The following is a 16,471-nucleotide window of genomic DNA, read 5'->3' as shown; positions in this document are numbered from 1 at the left end:
ACTATTGATCAAGGTGCGTCATATCGGCCTTGTCGAGTTTGACCTCGAAACCATATTGCACGGTGGCGAGGTCAGTGCGCTGATAGGTTTCCAGGCGCGTAGGCTGCCCGTAGAAGTAGTGCACGGCAAACTGCGCCGGACCTTGTGCGCTCGCGCCATGGCTGACCGTTAGAATTTCCTTCAAGTAACTGCCGCTGTCGTCCTTGGCGAAGAAACGCCAGTCCTGGGCGGGATACGCCTTCAGGTCCACCACCAGCGCGTTGTCCTTGAGCTCGAGGCCCTTGGGCAGTTGGCGGGCATCGACGGTTTTTTGCTCGACCGTGGCCAGGAACAACGGCATCGAGCCCACCGCGTAGGCTGGCGTTTCCGGAAACAGGTTCAGATCATAAGTGATGGTGCCGCGCAGGGGGTCGATCTGGTACGCCTCGGGCGGCAGCTCGATCGGCTCGTCGCGTTTGCCGCGAGTGTCTTCGGTGAAGAAACTCACCGGACTTTCCCCGGGGTTGAACGATGTGCCGAGCAGTTCATCGTTGAAGCTGCGCAGGTGAGTGAATTCGATTCGCGCAGCGCTGGGATCGTCGACCGATTGACTGATGTTGACGTTCTTTTTCAGTTGGTCCTCACTCAGCGTTGCCCCTTTCAGCCAAGTCGCCGCCTGGTCGTCATACACCACTACGTGCAAGTTCAGGGGCTGGACAGACTTGTTCGCAGTCTCGGCATCGAAGCGCCAGATCGGCAGGTCGAGGTCCTTGCGGGTGACCGTGGCGGCGGAAAAATCCAGGATGCTCACTTCGAGGGTTTCGATCGTCCCGTTGAAGTACACCTTCGAGTAATGTCGAGCTTGCTGTTTCTCAAAGTTGCGTTGTTCTTCGTCGAGCTGTTTTTCCAGGGGCTCGCTCCAGCTCTTTTGCTGTTGCATCTTGGCCAGCTGCTGCTGATAGAAGGCAATTTGTACCGCGGTTTCATTGATTGAGCCGGCGCGCGCGATGAATTGCCCGGTGCTGTCCCTGGCCTGGACGATCAGCGGGTTCAGCGGTGCTTCTCTGACTTCGGGGGCCAGCGGCGCGCTGTTGTTGTATTCGATTTCCGCGTAGTTGTTCGTCAAAGTGAGCAGGGTGACGCTCAGGTTGTCATTGGTGCGGGTCTGGCCTACGTCCTTTTTCGTCAGGTCGAAGCTGTAGAGGCGGCGTGGCGCGATGACCTCGACTTTGCCTTGCAGGGTCACCGGTTGTGGCTGCTGCTTTCTGTCGATGTCGAGGCCTTCGATGAAGGGGTAGGCCACGGTCAGGTCATCGGGGTTGGTCAGGTTGGAGCTCGAAGGGCTCAGCTGGATGCCGGGGTCGGTTTCCGACCATTCCGGCTGGAAGGGAATCACGCGTTTATTGCTCAGGGTGACCGACTGCCATTCCAGTCCGTGGGGAAACAAAAACGCGGCAGGAACGCTGAACGTGAACGGAAACACCGGTTGCAGATCGGTCAGGTAGTCGGAACTGGAGTCCTTTTGCAGCACGAACAACCCATTGATATAGGTATCGACCAGGGCCTGCGGGGTCGGGTAGTGCTTGAGCATGGCGAGGGCGTCTTCGCCGTATTCGGTTTCCACCGGTTTGCTGTCGAGCTTGAGTTGCGCGCGTTCGAGCAGCAGCAGTGAGCCGCCCAACTCCGACACGGCATCCTTGAGTTTTGGATCCTGAATGGCATCCAGCGACTTTTCGAACTGCGCGGTTTTTTCTTCGAGGCTGACCTGGCGTTTTTCATCGCTGGGTGAGCAGCCGCTTAGCAGCAGCGCCAGGCAAATTCCGGCACTCGTTAAAGGCAATCGCACATCCATTTCCAGTCTTCCTGTCCGATACCACTGAGCGGTCAATGATTTGGACACTAGCAGAAAAACTTTGATACACAGGCGCAGGTGGCGGATTTTTCGACGGTTTCTGGCGGTAACGAGGCGCTGTTATACTCGCGGCCATTTCCAGTCCACATGTGAGATTCAATGGAACGCTTTATCGAAAATGCAATGTACGCCTCGCGCTGGCTGTTGGCGCCGATCTATTTCGGCCTGTCCCTCGGGCTGCTGGCGCTGGCACTGAAGTTCTTCCAGGAAGTCTTCCACGTCATCCCGAACGTCTTCTCGATGGCCGAGTCGGACTTGATCCTGGTGCTGCTGTCACTGATCGACATGGCCCTGGTGGGCGGTTTGCTGGTGATGGTGATGATTTCCGGCTACGAGAACTTCGTCTCGCAACTGGATATCGATGACAGCAAGGAAAAGCTCAACTGGCTGGGCACCATGGACTCTTCGTCGCTGAAGATGAAGGTGGCGGCGTCGATCGTGGCAATTTCGTCCATTCACCTGCTGCGCATCTTCATGGACGCCAAGAACGTCGACCCTGAACACCTGCAGTGGTACGTGATCATCCACATGACCTTCGTGGTCTCGGCATTCGCCATGGGTTACCTGGATAAAGTCACCAAGCACTGAGTGCAACTTCCTTTGTGGGAGCGTGGCTTGCCCGCGATGGTATCGACGCGGTCTGACGCTGAACCGTGGTGACGCCATCGCGGGCAAGCCGCGCTCCCACAGGGTGCAAACAGACGGGCGGCGTCGTTTGTGGCTTGTGCTTTGATGCGCCGAGGCCTATCCCTGTAAGTATGTTGGCTCGCCACTGCGTGAGGTGCGTTCATGACCCTGCAAGAGTTGAATGCGTATGCCGTCGCCGGGAAGGTCGATGAGCTGAACCTGATCTCTATGGAGGGGGGCATCTACCTGCTGGAGGCGCGGATGCATGGCGCGGCGCATCCATTGAACGATACGCACGGACACACGATGAGCCTGCGTTCGGTGGAGCATGCCCGTGATGTGCTGCGCTCCTTTCCCAAGTTGCACTTCAACCTTGTGCACACGGTCGTGCATGACGAAATGTGCGGCCTGGTTGCCGATATTGAGGAAAACCTGAAGGTGCCGATCGCCTGACGCCCCTCATCAATGGCATGACATCTGTGCTAGTCTGCTGGCCCTTTTGGTTCCGGGCGCTCCGGGACGCGCTGTGCACGCATGGCAAGTTCCCGAGCCGTCCGCACAGCGGAGCAGTGTCATGTCCGAAGTAAATCTGTCCACCGACGAAACCCGCGTCAGCTACGGTATTGGCCGTCAGCTGGGCGACCAACTGCGCGACAACCCGCCACCGGGCGTAAGCCTGGACGCGATCCTGGCCGGTCTGACCGACGCATTTGCCGGTAAGCCAAGCCGTGTGGGTCAGGAAGAGATGTCCGCCAGCTTCAAGGTCATCCGCGAAATCATGCAGGCCGAAGCTGCAGCCAAGGCTGAAGCGGCCGCTGGCGAAGGCCTGGCTTTCCTGGCTGAAAACGCCAAGCGTGAAGGCATCACCACTCTGGCTTCCGGCCTGCAGTTCGAAGTTCTGACTGCTGGCGAAGGCGCCAAGCCATCCCGTGAAGACACCGTGCGTACCCACTACCACGGCACCCTGATCGACGGCACTGTGTTCGACAGCTCCTACGAGCGCGGCCAGCCAGCAGAGTTCCCGGTTGGCGGCGTGATCGCCGGCTGGACCGAAGCCCTGCAACTGATGAATGCCGGCAGCAAATGGCGCCTGTACGTGCCGAGCGAACTGGCTTACGGCGCTCAAGGCGTTGGCGGCATCCCGCCGCACAGCGTACTGGTGTTCGACGTCGAGCTGCTCGACGTTCTGTAATACCCGCTGATTTACCTGTACCTGTAGGAGCGAGCTTGCTCGCGATGGGCGTCAACGATTACGCGGCCATTCTGAATGAACGCGGTGTCTTGGAGTTTTTCGCGAGCAAGCTCGCTCCTACAAGGTTTGTAGCGTTTCTCATATCTCGATCTTATGGTTCAGATCGTGCGACGGGCGCAACGCCCGGGCATAGCAGAACAGAAACAGATTACGCACCAGCTCCTTGAGTACTACCGGTTCGCTGGAGCTCAGGCCACTGACGTCCAGATCACCCTGGTCCTGCAGCTCGTTCAAGGCTTCCTCTTCCAGTACGGCACAGACTTCCCCGGTTTCCCGATGCAGGATCCTGAGGTAAGGGTGTGGGCGGTCCAACCAGGCATCGATCAAATAAGTCATGGTTCTCATCTCCATTGAAGGTTTGATGAGAATAATTCTTATTCATCAAATAGCAAGGACCTATTGGCGGTTTGCGCTTTTTTTCAGGTGAAGATTGCGTCAGGTCAAATCGACTGGCGTTTGGCTATTGCGAGGATTTACTGGGGGAAGCGGGGAGGGAGTGGTGCCATCCCACGCCGGGCGCGGGATGGAAAACAGCAGGCTCAGACTTTTCTGACGAACTCGGACTTGAGTTTCATTGGGCCAATGCCGTCGATCTTGCAGTCGATGTCGTGATCGCCATCGCACAGGCGGATGTTCTTGACCTTGGTGCCCACCTTGACCACCAAAGACGTGCCCTTGACCTTGAGGTCCTTGATCACGGTGATGGTATCGCCGTCCTGCAGGATGTTACCGACCGAATCCTTTTTCACCGCGTCATCGGACACCGCTTCGGCTTCGCCGCTGGCGGACCATTCGTGAGCGCACTCGGGGCAGATCAGTTGGGCGCCGTCTTCATAGGTGTATTCGGAATTGCATTTCGGGCAGGGTGGCAACGTGCTCACTAAGGCTCCTTGGATTCAGGATCACTAAAAGCGCACATTATATAGGGTTTTATCGCAAGGAGGTGGGACTGTAGGAGCTGGCTTGCTAGCGATGCATGCGCCTCGGTGTGTCAGGAACACTCCGGTGATGCGATCGCCAGCAAGCCGGCTCCTACGAAAAGCGGGTCAGTGCGTACGCGCGACCGCGAACTCGCTCAGTTCAACCAGTGCATCGCGGTATTCGCTGGCAGGCAGCGCGTCGAGGCACTTGATCGCACGTGCCACGTAGTCACGGGCCAGTTGTGCGGTGTAATCCAGCGAGCCCGAGGCTTCCACGGCTTCGCGGATGCTTTCCAGGTCTTCGATTCCGCCTTTCTGGATCGCCTTGCGCACCAGGGCGGCCTGTTCCGGCGTGCCTTCGCGCATGGTGTAGATCAGCGGCAGGGTCGGTTTGCCTTCGGCCAGATCGTCACCGACGTTCTTGCCCAGGGTTTCGGCGTCGCCTTTGTAATCGAGCAGGTCGTCGACCAGCTGGAAGGCCACGCCCAGGTGATCACCGAATGTACGCAGGGCTTCGGCCTGTTCCGGCGTGGCTTGGCACAGGGCCGCGGCACTGTGGGTCGAGGCTTCGAAGAGCATCGCGGTCTTGCCGCGGATGACTTCCATGTAGGTTTCTTCGGTGGTGCTGGCGTCACGTACCTTCGACAACTGCAGCACTTCGCCTTCAGCGATGATGCGCGTCGCTTGCGAAAGGATCTTCATCACTGGCATGGAGCCCAGTTCGACCATCATTTCGAAGGAACGTGAATACAGGAAGTCACCGACCAGCACGCTTGGCGCGTTGCCCCACATGGCGTTGGCGGTCGAACGGCCGCGGCGCATGCCGGACATGTCGACCACGTCGTCATGCAGCAGGGTCGCGGTGTGCAGGAACTCGATGGTGGCGGCCAGCAGGCGCAGCTCGTCGCCTTCGCGACCAAGGGCCTTGCCACACAGCAACACCAATAAGGGACGCAGGCGTTTGCCGCCGGCCGAGGTGATGTAGTCGCCGATTTTCGATACCAGCGGCACTCGGGAAGTCAGCTGCTTCTTGATGATGCCGTCGACGGCGCTAAAATCGTCCGCCACCGCGCGGTAGAAAGCTTGGGGTTGCATCAGCGACAGTTGCTCCAGAAGGGTTGCGCGGCATGCTAGGACCCACGCCAGCAGGTGTCAAGGCGCGATGGACGGCCCCTTGCAAGGCGCTCGTGCCTTGCGTACAATCGCGCACCCTGAACTTCCTGGGCAGCACCTGCCTTACGCAATTGCAAGTGGGCCTCCAGCCCCATGCAGCCATGCCAGCCAATACCTCTTCTTATAAAGAGCTGGGTGAGCAGGATTATCGGAGAAATACCATGTCTTATGCAGTAATCGTTACTGGCGGCAAGCAGTACAAAGTCGCCCCAGGTGAATACCTGAAGATCGAAAAACTGGAAATCGCTACCGGCGAATCCGTTACCTTTGATCGCGTTCTGTTGGTTGCCAACGGTGACGACGTGAATATCGGCGCTCCAGTTGTTGCTGGCGCTACCGTTGTGGCTGAAGTGATCTCCCAAGGTCGTCACGATAAAGTCCGCATCATCAAGTTCCGTCGTCGTAAGCACCACATGAAGCGTATGGGCCACCGCCAGTGGTACACCGAGATCAAAATCACCGGTATTCAGGCTTAATTTCAGCCTAATTCCTCACTAGGAGAATTGAACTCATGGCACACAAAAAAGCTGGTGGTAGTACCCGTAACGGTCGCGACTCAGAAGCCAAACGCCTTGGCGTGAAGATGTATGGCGGCCAGGCTATCAAAGCAGGCAACATCATCGTGCGTCAGCGCGGCACCCAATTCCACGCTGGCTACGGCGTTGGCATGGGTAAAGATCACACCCTCTTCGCTAAAGTCGAAGGCGTGATCAAGTTCGAAGTAAAAGGCGCCTTCGGTCGTCGTTACGTGAGCGTAGTCGCCGCTTAATTGCGCGATCGCTGGAAAAGCCCTGTCTCGCGACGGGGCTTTTTCGTTTGTGGGGTGAGTCTCTTGCAAAGCTGTTTGTATGGGCTGTTGGCGTACGATGTAGGTATCGTGGTTTGGGGTCGCTGCGCTCATTTTTGCAAGAGTCTTATGTCTTGATTGTTTTTCGGCTCGTCCGTATGGCGAGAGGCGTTTGTTATGAAGTTTGTTGATGAAGTATCGATTCGAGTAAAAGCCGGCGATGGTGGCAATGGTGCCATGAGTTTCCGTCGGGAAAAATTTATCGAGAACGGTGGCCCGAACGGCGGTGATGGCGGTGACGGCGGTTCCATCTACATGATGGCCGACGAAAACCTCAACACCCTGGTGGACTACCGTTACACCCGGCACTTCGATGCCGAGCGTGGCTCCAACGGCGGCAGCACCGACTGCACCGGCAAGAAAGGTGAAGACCTGATCCTGCGCGTTCCGGTCGGCACCACGGTGATCGACTCTGCCACTCAGGAAGTCATTGGCGACCTGACCAAGGCCGGTCAGAAATTGATGGTAGTGCAGGGCGGCTGGCACGGTCTGGGCAACACCCGTTTCAAATCCAGTACCAACCGTGCGCCGCGCCAGACCACTCCGGGCAAGCCGGGTGAGCAGCGCGACCTGAAGCTGGAAATGAAAGTGCTGGCTGACGTCGGTCTGCTGGGCTTGCCGAACGCCGGTAAAAGTACTTTTATCCGTTCGGTGTCGGCTGCCAAGCCGAAAGTTGCCGACTACCCGTTCACCACGCTGGTGCCGAACCTGGGTGTGGTCAGTGTCGATCGCTGGAAGAGCTTCGTGGTCGCGGACATTCCGGGTCTGATCGAGGGTGCTTCCGACGGTGCCGGCCTGGGCATTCGCTTCCTCAAGCACTTGGCGCGTACGCGTCTGCTGCTGCACCTCGTGGACATGGCGCCGCTGGATGACGCCAGCGCACCGGATGCCGCTGAAGTGATCGTCAGCGAGCTGATCAAGTTCAGCCCGTCCCTGGCGGAGCGTGATCGCTGGCTGGTCCTGAACAAGTGCGACCAGATCCTTGATGAAGAGCACGATGCTCGCGTCAAGGAAATCGTTGATCGCCTGGAGTGGACGGGTCCGGTCTACGTGATCTCGGCCATCTCCAAGCTCGGTACCGAGCGTCTGTGCCACGACATCATGCGTTACATGGAAGATCGTGCCGATCGCCTGGCCAATGACCCGGCCTACAAGGAAGAGCTGGCCGATCTCGATCAGCGCATCGAAGACGAGGCTCGCGCGCAACTGCAGGCGCTGGATGACAAGCGTGCCCTGCGTCGCAGCGGTGTGAAGTCGGTCCACGACATCGGCGACGATGATTGGGACGAAGAAGATGTGGATGACGAAGATGGTCCGGAAATCATTTACGTGCGTGACTGATTCGTTGCGATAAACTTAAGCGCCGCTCAATCGAGCGGCGTTTTGGTATCTGGAAATCGATTGTTGGTCACGAATAACCACGAATAACGTCACGGGCAGTGCCAGGTCGCGCTGCCCTCAAGCTAAGGTTGAAGATGATGCGGAGCAAGGTGACAGGTGCGCAGCGTTGGGTCGTGAAGATCGGCAGCGCTTTGCTGACGGCAGACGGCAAGGGCCTGGATCGCGCGGCAATGGGTGTCTGGGTTGAGCAGATGGTGGCCTTGCATGAGGCGGGTGTCGAGCTGGTGCTGGTGTCCTCCGGGGCGGTGGCGGCCGGCATGAGCCGTCTGGGCTGGACCTCGCGACCCAGTGCGATGCACGAGCTCCAGGCTGCCGCGGCAATCGGCCAGATGGGGTTGGTGCAGGCCTGGGAGTCGAGTTTTGCCGAGCATGGCCGGCATACCGCGCAGATTCTCCTGACTCACGACGACCTGTCCGACCGCAAGCGCTACCTGAACGCCCGCAGCACCTTGCGTGCGCTGGTCGAGCTCAAGGTCATTCCGGTGATCAACGAGAATGACACCGTGGTCACCGACGAAATCCGTTTTGGCGACAACGACACCCTGGCGGCGCTGGTGGCCAACCTGGTGGAGGCGGACTTGCTGGTGATCCTGACGGATCGTGACGGCATGTTCGACGCCGATCCGCGCAACAATCCGGATGCGCAGTTGATCTACGAGGCGCGTGCCGATGATCCGGCACTCGATGCGGTGGCCGGCAGTACGGGTGGCGCGCTGGGACGTGGTGGCATGCAGACCAAGCTGCGTGCTGCGCGTCTGGCGGCCCGTTCCGGTGCTCACACCATCATCGTCGGTGGGCGGATCGAGCGTGTGCTGGATCGTCTCAAGGCTGGCGAGCGCATCGGCACCTTGCTGTCGCCAGAGCGCGGCATGCTGGCGGCGCGCAAGCAATGGCTGGCCGGTCACCTGCAAACCCGTGGCACCCTGGTGCTGGATGCGGGCGCGGTGACTGCGTTGTCCCAGGGTAACAAGAGCTTGCTGCCGGTCGGGGTCAAATTGGTGCAGGGTAGCTTCCGTCGTGGCGAAATGGTGGTATGCGTGGCGCCGGACGGTCGTGAGATTGCCCGTGGCCTGGCCAACTACAGTGCGCTGGAAGCGCAAAAAATCATCGGTCAGTCGTCCGAAGCGATTGTCGGTCTGTTGGGTTACATGGCGGAACCGGAACTGGTTCACCGCGATAACCTGATCCTGGTTTGAAGGAATACCTGAATGCGCGTGGCAAAAGGATTGTTGGGGTTGCTGTTGGCGATGCCGTTGCTGGCTTCGGCCGAGGAAATCGGCCGGGTGTCGACGGTGTTCAAGTTCGTCGGGCCGAATGACCGGATTGTGGTCGAGGCCTTCGATGATCCGAAGGTCGACGGCGTGACCTGCTATCTGTCGCGCGCCAAGACTGGTGGTGTGAAGGGCGGCCTGGGGTTGGCCGAGGATCGTGCCGAAGCGTCCATCGCTTGCCGTCAGGTCGGGCCGATAAGCTTCAAGGGTGAGCTCAAGGATGGCGATGAGGTGTTCAAGGAGCGCACGTCCCTGGTGTTCAAGACCATGCAGGTGGTGCGCTTTCTCGACAAGAAGCGCAATACGCTGGTGTACCTGGTGTATAGCGATCGCTTGATCGAGGGTAGTCCGCAGAATGCGGTGACGGCGATTCCAATCTTGCCGTGGGCGCACGCCCAATAACCTGATGTAAATCGAACTCTGTAGGAGCGAGCTTGCTCGCGAGGGACGCATGGGTGACATGGGCTGTCTGGTGCCCCGTGTTATCGTTGACGTCCATCGCGAGCAAGCTCGCTCCTACAGTTTTTTGTGTGTCCATCAAATCGCAGGCAATAAAAAACCGACCCTGAGGTCGGTTTTTTAATGAACGAGTCGCTTAGGCAGCAGCGGCAACGTTCAGGGCCTTTACGTGGCCATTCAAACGGCTCTTATGGCGAGCAGCCTTGTTCTTGTGGATGATGCCTTTATCGGCCATGCGGTCGATAACTGGCACAGCCAGAACGTATGCAGCTTGAGCTTTTTCAGCGTCTTTTGCGTCGATGGCCTTAACTACATTCTTGATGTAGGTACGAACCATGGAACGCAGGCTGGCGTTGTGGCTGCGACGCTTCTCAGCCTGTTTTGCACGTTTTTTGGCGGAAGGTGAGTTGGCCACCGTCGAGCTCCTCGAAAGACTTTTTAGGAAATAGCAAACAAAATAGGCCGCGAATCATGCCGATGAAGAGAAGTCTTGTCAAGGGCGCTTGAAACGTTCCGCTAAGTGGTAGGTATGAAGAGGCGGGATATTTATTTCCGGCGCTTGACCTGTAAACTCGCGAGCTTTGGCTCTGTGCTGTTGCGGCGCGGAGTATCGCACAAGTAGGCGCATTGTTCGCCTGCTGTTTATCGACAGGCACAAACTTCTTCCATGAATCTGCTCAAATCGTTGGCCGCCGTCAGCTCTATCACGATGCTTTCCCGGATTCTGGGATTTGTTCGAGACACTCTCATTGCGCGTACATTTGGCGCGGGAATGGCGACGGACGCCTTCTTCATCGCCTTCAAATTGCCCAATCTGCTGCGCCGGATCTTCGCTGAGGGGGCTTTTTCCCAAGCCTTCGTGCCGATTCTTGCGGAATACAAGAGCCAGCAGGGCGAAGAGGCGACACGCACCTTCATTGCCTATGTCTCGGGTTTGTTGACACTGGTGCTGGCGCTGGTCACAGCGCTGGGCATGCTTGCCGCGCCCTGGGTCATTTGGGTAACTGCGCCGGGATTCACCGATACCCCGGAAAAATTCGAGCTCACGTCCGATCTATTGCGGGTGACCTTTCCTTACATATTGCTGATCTCCCTGTCGTCATTGGCGGGCGCGATCCTCAATACCTGGAACCGTTTTTCGGTGCCGGCGTTCGTGCCGACCCTGCTCAACGTCAGCATGATCATCTTTGCGCTGTTCCTGACGCCGTATTTCGATCCTCCCGTGATGGCGCTCGGCTGGGCGGTACTGGTCGGTGGCCTGGCGCAATTGCTTTATCAGCTGCCGCACCTGAAAAAGATCGGCATGCTGGTGCTACCGCGCCTGAACCTGCGCGACACCGGCGTCTGGCGGGTAATGAAGCAGATGCTGCCAGCGATCCTCGGCGTCTCGGTGAGCCAGATTTCGTTGATCATCAACACCATTTTCGCTTCGTTCCTGGTCGCCGGTTCCGTGTCCTGGATGTACTACGCCGACCGTTTGATGGAGTTGCCATCCGGCGTGCTGGGCGTGGCGCTGGGGACGATTCTGCTGCCGACCCTGGCCAAGACTTACGCCAGCAAGGATCGCCACGAATACTCGCGTATTCTCGATTGGGGACTGCGCCTGTGCTTTGTATTGGTGCTGCCTTGCGCCCTGGCGCTGGGGATTCTGGCCGAGCCGCTGACGGTTTCGCTGTTCCAGTACGGCCAGTTCGATGCCCATGATGCGGCCATGACTCAGCGCGCGTTGATCGCTTATTCCGTCGGTTTGCTCGGGATTATCGTGATCAAAGTGCTGGCGCCGGGCTTTTATGCGCAACAAAACATCCGGACGCCGGTGAAAATCGCGATTTTCACTCTGGTCGTTACCCAGCTGTTCAACCTGTTGCTGATCGGCCCGTTGGCTCACGCAGGCCTGGCGCTGGCTATCAGTGCCGGTGCCTGTATCAATGCTGGCTTGCTCTTTTATCAATTGCGTAAACAGCAGATGTACCAGCCGCAACCCGGTTGGGCGAAGTTTGGCTTCAAGCTGGTGATCGCAGTGGCGGTGATGTCTGGCGTATTGCTGGCCGGGATGCATTTCATGCCGGCCTGGGGCGAAGGGCAGATGCTTGAGCGTTTCTTGCGCCTGGGCGCCTTGGTGGTCGCTGGTGTGGTGGCTTATTTCGGCATGTTAGTGTTGATGGGCTTCCGTTTGCGCGACTTCAATCGCAAGGCGCTGGGATAGAGGTTCTGGCCTCGATAAACACGGTCGAACCGGCGGTTTTGTCGGCTCGATCACTTTGGGTTACGGTGTTGCCTGTCGTCGGCCGCCGGGTGTGGTTATAATCGACCACTTTATGAGCAAGAAGCGCGTTATGCAGCTGGTTCGAGGCCTCCACAATCTGCGCCCCCAGCATCGGGGCTGTGTCGCCACTATTGGCAACTTTGACGGTGTACACCGTGGCCACCAGGCAATCCTGGCGCGCCTGCGTGAGCGTGCGCTTGAGTTGGGCGTGCCCAGTTGCGTGGTGATTTTCGAGCCGCAACCGCGCGAGTTCTTCGCTCCGGAGACCGCGCCGGCCCGTCTGGCCCGTTTGCGGGACAAGCTCCAGCTGCTGGCGGCAGAAGGCGTCGACCGCGTTCTGTGCCTGGCTTTCAACCAGCGCCTGAGCAAGCTCAGCGCCAGCGAGTTCGTCGATACCATCCTGGTGGATGGCCTTGGCGTCCAGCACCTGGAGGTCGGCGATGACTTTCGTTTCGGCTGCGACCGCGCGGGAGATTTCGATTTCCTGCAACAGGCCGGCATCCTTCAGGGATTTACCGTCGAAGCGGCGCAAACCGTCGAGCTCGATGGCATCCGGGTCAGCAGCACACAGGTCCGCAATGCCCTGGCCGCCGCTGATTTCGCCCTGGCCGAACGCCTGCTCGGGCGGCCGTACCGGATCGCCGGTCGCGTATTGCATGGCCAGAAGCTCGCTCGGCAGTTGGGTACGCCCACCGCCAACATACAACTCAAGCGTCGTCGCGTGCCGTTCACCGGGGTTTACCTGGTGGACGTCGAGATCGACGGCAAGACCTGGCCCGGCGTCGCCAATATTGGCGTGCGGCCCACGGTTCAAGGTGATGGCAAAGCCCACCTGGAAGTGCATCTTTTAGATTTTGCCGGCGATCTGTATGACCGGCGTTTAACGGTGGTTTTCCACCACAAGCTGCGTGAAGAGCAGCGTTTCGCCTCTCTGGAGGCGCTGAAAACGGCGATCAACGCGGATGTCGCCGCCGCCCGTGCACTAGCCGCACCTAGCGCCCATCGCTAATGAAGAGCCTTAAATGACCGACTATAAAGCCACGCTAAACCTTCCGGACACCGCCTTCCCAATGAAGGCCGGCCTGCCTCAGCGCGAACCGCAGATTCTGCAGCGCTGGGACAGCATTGGCCTGTACGGAAAGTTGCGCGAGATTGGCAAGGATCGTCCGAAGTTCGTATTGCACGACGGCCCTCCGTACGCCAACGGCACGATTCACATCGGTCATGCGCTGAACAAGATTCTCAAGGACATGATCATCCGTTCGAAGACCCTGTCGGGCTTCGACGCACCTTATGTTCCGGGCTGGGACTGCCACGGCCTGCCGATCGAGCACAAGGTCGAAGTGACCCACGGCAAGAACCTGGGCGCGGACAAGACCCGCGAACTGTGCCGGGCCTATGCCACCGAGCAGATCGAAGGGCAGAAGTCCGAGTTCATCCGTCTGGGTGTGCTGGGCGACTTTGCCAACCCGTACAAGACCATGGACTTCAAGAACGAGGCCGGTGAAATCCGCGCTCTCGCCGAAATCGTCAAGGGCGGTTTTGTGTTCAAGGGCCTCAAGCCTGTGAACTGGTGCTTCGACTGCGGTTCGGCCTTGGCCGAAGCGGAAGTCGAGTACGAGAACAAGAAGTCCTCGACCATCGACGTGGCGTTCCCGATTGCCGACGAAGCCAAACTGGCTGCCGCCTTCGGTCTGCCAACCCTGGGCAAACCGGCTTCGATCGTGATCTGGACCACCACCCCGTGGACCATCCCGGCCAACCAGGCGCTGAACGTCCACCCGGAATTCAACTACGCCCTGGTCGACGTCGGCGACAAACTGCTGGTGCTGGCTGAAGAGCTGGTCGAGTCGTGCCTGGCGCGCTATTCGCTGGAAGGCTCGGTGATCGCTACCGCTACCGGTTCGGCGCTGGAACTGATCAACTTCCGTCACCCGTTCTATGACCGTCTGTCGCCGGTTTACCTGGCCGACTACGTTGAGCTGGGCGCTGGTACCGGTGTGGTTCACTCCGCTCCGGCCTACGGCGTGGACGACTTCGTGACCTGCAAGAAGTACGGCATGGTCAACGATGACATCCTCAATCCGGTACAAAGCAACGGCGTTTACGTGCCGTCGCTGGAGTTTTTCGGCGGCCAGTTCATCTGGAAGGCCAACCCGGCCATCGTCGACAAACTGACCGAAGTCGGTGCGCTGCTGCACACCACCGTCATCGAACACAGCTACATGCACTGCTGGCGCCACAAGACCCCGCTGATCTATCGCGCCACCGCGCAGTGGTTCATCGGCATGGACAAGCAGCCGACCACTGGCGACACCCTGCGCCAGCGCTCGCTCAAGGCTATCGAAGAGACCCAGTTCGTACCGGCCTGGGGCCAGGCGCGCCTGCACTCGATGATCGCCAACCGTCCGGACTGGTGCATTTCCCGTCAGCGCAACTGGGGCGTGCCGATCCCGTTCTTCCTGAACAAGGAAAGCGGCGAGCTGCACCCACGCACCGTCGAGCTGATGGAAGAAGTCGCCAAGCGCGTCGAAGTCGAGGGCATCGAAGCCTGGTTCAAGCTGGACGCCGCCGAGCTGCTAGGCGCTGAAGCGCCGCAGTACGACAAGATCAGCGACACCCTGGACGTCTGGTTCGACTCGGGTACCACGCACTGGCACGTCCTGCGCGGTTCGCACCCGATGGGCCACGAAACCGGTCCGCGCGCCGACCTGTACCTGGAAGGCTCGGACCAACACCGTGGCTGGTTCCACTCGTCGCTGCTGACCGGTTGCGCCATCGACAACCACGCACCGTATCGCGAGCTGCTGACTCACGGCTTCACTGTCGACGAGGCCGGCCGCAAGATGTCCAAGTCTTTGGGCAACGTGATTGCGCCACAGAAAGTCAACGACACCCTGGGCGCCGACATCATGCGTCTGTGGGTTGCCTCGACCGATTACTCGGGTGAAATAGCGGTTTCCGAGCAGATCCTGCAACGCAGCGCGGACGCCTACCGGCGTATCCGTAACACTGCGCGCTTCCTGCTTTCGAACCTGACCGGCTTCAACCCGGCCACCGACCTGCTGCCGGCCGAAGAAATGCTGGCACTGGACCGTTGGGCCGTGGACCGTACCCTGCTGCTGCAGCGCGAACTGCAAGAGCACTACGGCGAATACCGCTTCTGGAACGTGTACTCGAAGATCCACAACTTCTGCGTGCAGGAGTTGGGCGGCTTCTATCTCGACATCATCAAGGATCGCCAGTACACCACTGGCGCCGACAGCAAGGCCCGCCGTTCGTGCCAGACCGCGCTGTTCCACATCTCTGAAGCGCTGGTGCGCTGGATCGCGCCGATCCTGGCGTTCACCGCCGACGAACTGTGGCAGTACCTGCCGGGCGAGCGTAACGAATCCGTGATGCTCAACACCTGGTACGAAGGCCTGAGCGAACTGCCGGAAGGCTTCGAGCTGGATCGCGCTTACTGGGACCGGATCATGGCGGTCAAGGTTGCGGTCAACAAGGAAATGGAAATCCAGCGTGCAGCCAAGGCTGTCGGTGGCAACCTGCAGGCCGAGGTGACGCTGTTCGCCGAAGATGCGTTGACCGCCGACCTGGCCAAGCTGAGCAATGAACTGCGCTTCGTGCTGATCACTTCGACCGCCAGTGTTGCGCCGTTGGTGCAGGCACCGGCCGATGCCGTGGTCACCGAAGTCAGCGGCCTGAAGCTGAAGATCGTCAAGTCGGCCCACGCCAAGTGCGCCCGCTGCTGGCACTGCCGTGAAGACGTCGGCGTGAACCCGGAGCATCCGGAAATCTGCGGCCGTTGCGTCGACAACATCGGCGGCGCTGGCGAGGTTCGTCACTATGCCTAATGCCGTTGGTCGCTTCGGGCGACTGGGCTGGCTCTGGTTGAGTTTGCTGGTCCTGGTCATCGACCAGGCCAGCAAGTTCTACTTCGAAGGCAAGCTCCAGATGTACCAGCAGATCGTGATCATCCCCGATTACTTCAGCTGGACCCTGGCCTACAACACTGGCGCGGCGTTCAGCTTCCTGGCTGACAGCTCTGGCTGGCAGCGCTGGCTGTTCGCGTTGATCGCAGTCGTGGTCAGTGCGGTGCTGGTGGTATGGCTCAAGCGTCTGGGGCGCAACGAGACCTGGCTGGCGGTTGCGCTGGCCCTGGTGCTCGGTGGCGCGCTGGGCAATCTGTATGACCGCATTGCCCTGGGCCATGTGATCGATTTCATCCTGGTGCATTGGCAGAATCGCTGGTATTTCCCGGCGTTCAACTTTGCCGACAGTGCAATCACTGTCGGCGCGGTCATGCTTGCACTGGATATGTTCAAAAGTAAAAAGACCGGAGAAACCGTTCATGACTGAACAGG

The 16,471-nt window shown here is 59.1% G+C and carries 17 protein-coding genes; 12 read left to right on the top strand and 5 right to left on the bottom strand.

Translation table 11 applies throughout. The features are described 5' to 3' along the window. Nucleotide 1 precedes the first annotated feature (1 nt). Complete coding sequence (locus KGA88_RS23580) at nt 2-1,831, bottom strand: hypothetical protein (RefSeq protein WP_223594620.1); 1,830 nt, start codon at nt 1,829-1,831, stop codon at nt 2-4. Between the two features lie 159 nt (nt 1,832-1,990). Between KGA88_RS23580 and KGA88_RS23575 the strand changes: the two genes are divergently transcribed. The 3 genes from KGA88_RS23575 (at nt 1,991) to KGA88_RS23565 (ending at nt 3,710) form a co-directional block, all read left to right on the top strand. Further along, the gene (locus KGA88_RS23575) at nt 1,991-2,479 is read left to right on the top strand and encodes a TIGR00645 family protein (protein ID WP_007970904.1); all 489 of its coding nucleotides are present in this window, start codon (nt 1,991-1,993) and stop codon (nt 2,477-2,479) included. Between the two features lie 201 nt (nt 2,480-2,680). Beyond that, the gene (locus KGA88_RS23570; RefSeq protein WP_110659062.1) at nt 2,681-2,971 is read left to right on the top strand and encodes a DUF6482 family protein; all 291 of its coding nucleotides are present in this window, start codon (nt 2,681-2,683) and stop codon (nt 2,969-2,971) included. Nucleotides 2,972-3,092: 121 nt separating this feature from the next. Continuing rightward, the gene (locus KGA88_RS23565) at nt 3,093-3,710 is read left to right on the top strand and encodes an FKBP-type peptidyl-prolyl cis-trans isomerase (protein ID WP_007970907.1); all 618 of its coding nucleotides are present in this window, start codon (nt 3,093-3,095) and stop codon (nt 3,708-3,710) included. 138 nt (nt 3,711-3,848) lie between these two features. Here KGA88_RS23565 and KGA88_RS23555 read toward each other — a convergent pair whose 3' ends face one another. The 3 genes from KGA88_RS23555 to KGA88_RS23545 form a co-directional block, all read right to left on the bottom strand. Further along, nucleotides 3,849-4,106, bottom strand: coding sequence for a hypothetical protein (locus tag KGA88_RS23555; RefSeq protein ID WP_110659066.1), 258 nt, complete (start codon nt 4,104-4,106; stop codon nt 3,849-3,851). Between the two features lie 203 nt (nt 4,107-4,309). Then, a complete protein-coding gene (locus KGA88_RS23550) occupies nt 4,310-4,651 on the bottom strand; it encodes a zinc ribbon domain-containing protein YjdM (protein ID WP_110659068.1) in 342 nt (113 codons plus the stop codon). Nucleotides 4,652-4,816: 165 nt separating this feature from the next. Beyond that, nucleotides 4,817-5,785 (bottom strand): polyprenyl synthetase family protein, encoded by a 969-nt coding sequence (locus KGA88_RS23545; protein ID WP_110659070.1) that lies wholly within the window; start codon nt 5,783-5,785, stop codon nt 4,817-4,819. Nucleotides 5,786-6,024: 239 nt separating this feature from the next. Here KGA88_RS23545 and rplU point away from each other — a divergent pair, with 239 nt between their 5' ends. From rplU to KGA88_RS23520, 5 genes are all read left to right on the top strand, one after another. Next, nucleotides 6,025-6,339, top strand: coding sequence for a 50S ribosomal protein L21 (gene rplU, locus KGA88_RS23540; protein WP_003176051.1), 315 nt, complete (start codon nt 6,025-6,027; stop codon nt 6,337-6,339). Between the two features lie 35 nt (nt 6,340-6,374). Then, a complete protein-coding gene (rpmA, locus tag KGA88_RS23535; RefSeq protein ID WP_003281574.1) occupies nt 6,375-6,632 on the top strand; it encodes a 50S ribosomal protein L27 in 258 nt (85 codons plus the stop codon). A 195-nt stretch (nt 6,633-6,827) separates the two neighbouring features. Beyond that, nucleotides 6,828-8,051 (top strand): Obg family GTPase CgtA, encoded by a 1,224-nt coding sequence (gene cgtA, locus KGA88_RS23530; protein ID WP_110659072.1) that lies wholly within the window; start codon nt 6,828-6,830, stop codon nt 8,049-8,051. Between the two features lie 137 nt (nt 8,052-8,188). Continuing rightward, nucleotides 8,189-9,307 carry a glutamate 5-kinase gene (gene proB / locus KGA88_RS23525; RefSeq protein WP_110659074.1) on the top strand — a complete coding sequence of 373 codons (1,119 nt, stop codon included), beginning with the start codon at nt 8,189-8,191 and terminating at the stop codon, nt 9,305-9,307. Nucleotides 9,308-9,319: 12 nt separating this feature from the next. After that, the gene (locus KGA88_RS23520) at nt 9,320-9,784 is read left to right on the top strand and encodes a CreA family protein (RefSeq protein ID WP_223594618.1); all 465 of its coding nucleotides are present in this window, start codon (nt 9,320-9,322) and stop codon (nt 9,782-9,784) included. 193 nt (nt 9,785-9,977) lie between these two features. Here KGA88_RS23520 and rpsT read toward each other — a convergent pair whose 3' ends face one another. Then, on the bottom strand, nt 9,978-10,256 hold the full coding sequence (gene rpsT, locus KGA88_RS23515; protein WP_020798646.1) for a 30S ribosomal protein S20: 279 nt from the start codon (nt 10,254-10,256) through the stop codon (nt 9,978-9,980). A gap of 252 nt (nt 10,257-10,508) precedes the next feature. Between rpsT and murJ the strand changes: the two genes are divergently transcribed. The 4 genes from murJ (at nt 10,509) to lspA (ending at nt 16,466) form a co-directional block, all read left to right on the top strand. Further along, on the top strand, nt 10,509-12,047 hold the full coding sequence (murJ, locus tag KGA88_RS23510; protein ID WP_110659075.1) for a murein biosynthesis integral membrane protein MurJ: 1,539 nt from the start codon (nt 10,509-10,511) through the stop codon (nt 12,045-12,047). 130 nt (nt 12,048-12,177) lie between these two features. After that, nucleotides 12,178-13,116 (top strand): bifunctional riboflavin kinase/FAD synthetase, encoded by a 939-nt coding sequence (ribF, locus tag KGA88_RS23505; protein WP_103396458.1) that lies wholly within the window; start codon nt 12,178-12,180, stop codon nt 13,114-13,116. Nucleotides 13,117-13,129: 13 nt separating this feature from the next. Beyond that, the gene (gene ileS, locus KGA88_RS23500) at nt 13,130-15,961 is read left to right on the top strand and encodes an isoleucine--tRNA ligase (RefSeq protein WP_223594616.1); all 2,832 of its coding nucleotides are present in this window, start codon (nt 13,130-13,132) and stop codon (nt 15,959-15,961) included. Continuing rightward, entirely contained in the window at nt 15,954-16,466 is a 513-nt protein-coding gene (gene lspA, locus KGA88_RS23495) for a signal peptidase II (protein ID WP_046041776.1), read from the top strand. The genes ileS and lspA overlap by 8 nt, the downstream gene beginning before the upstream one ends. Nucleotides 16,467-16,471: the final 5 nt, after the last annotated feature.

It is taken from the genome of Pseudomonas sp. A-R-19 (genome assembly GCF_019956575.1).
Taxonomy (GTDB): domain Bacteria; phylum Pseudomonadota; class Gammaproteobacteria; order Pseudomonadales; family Pseudomonadaceae; genus Aquipseudomonas.
This window is presented reverse-complemented; position numbering and strand designations above follow the sequence as displayed.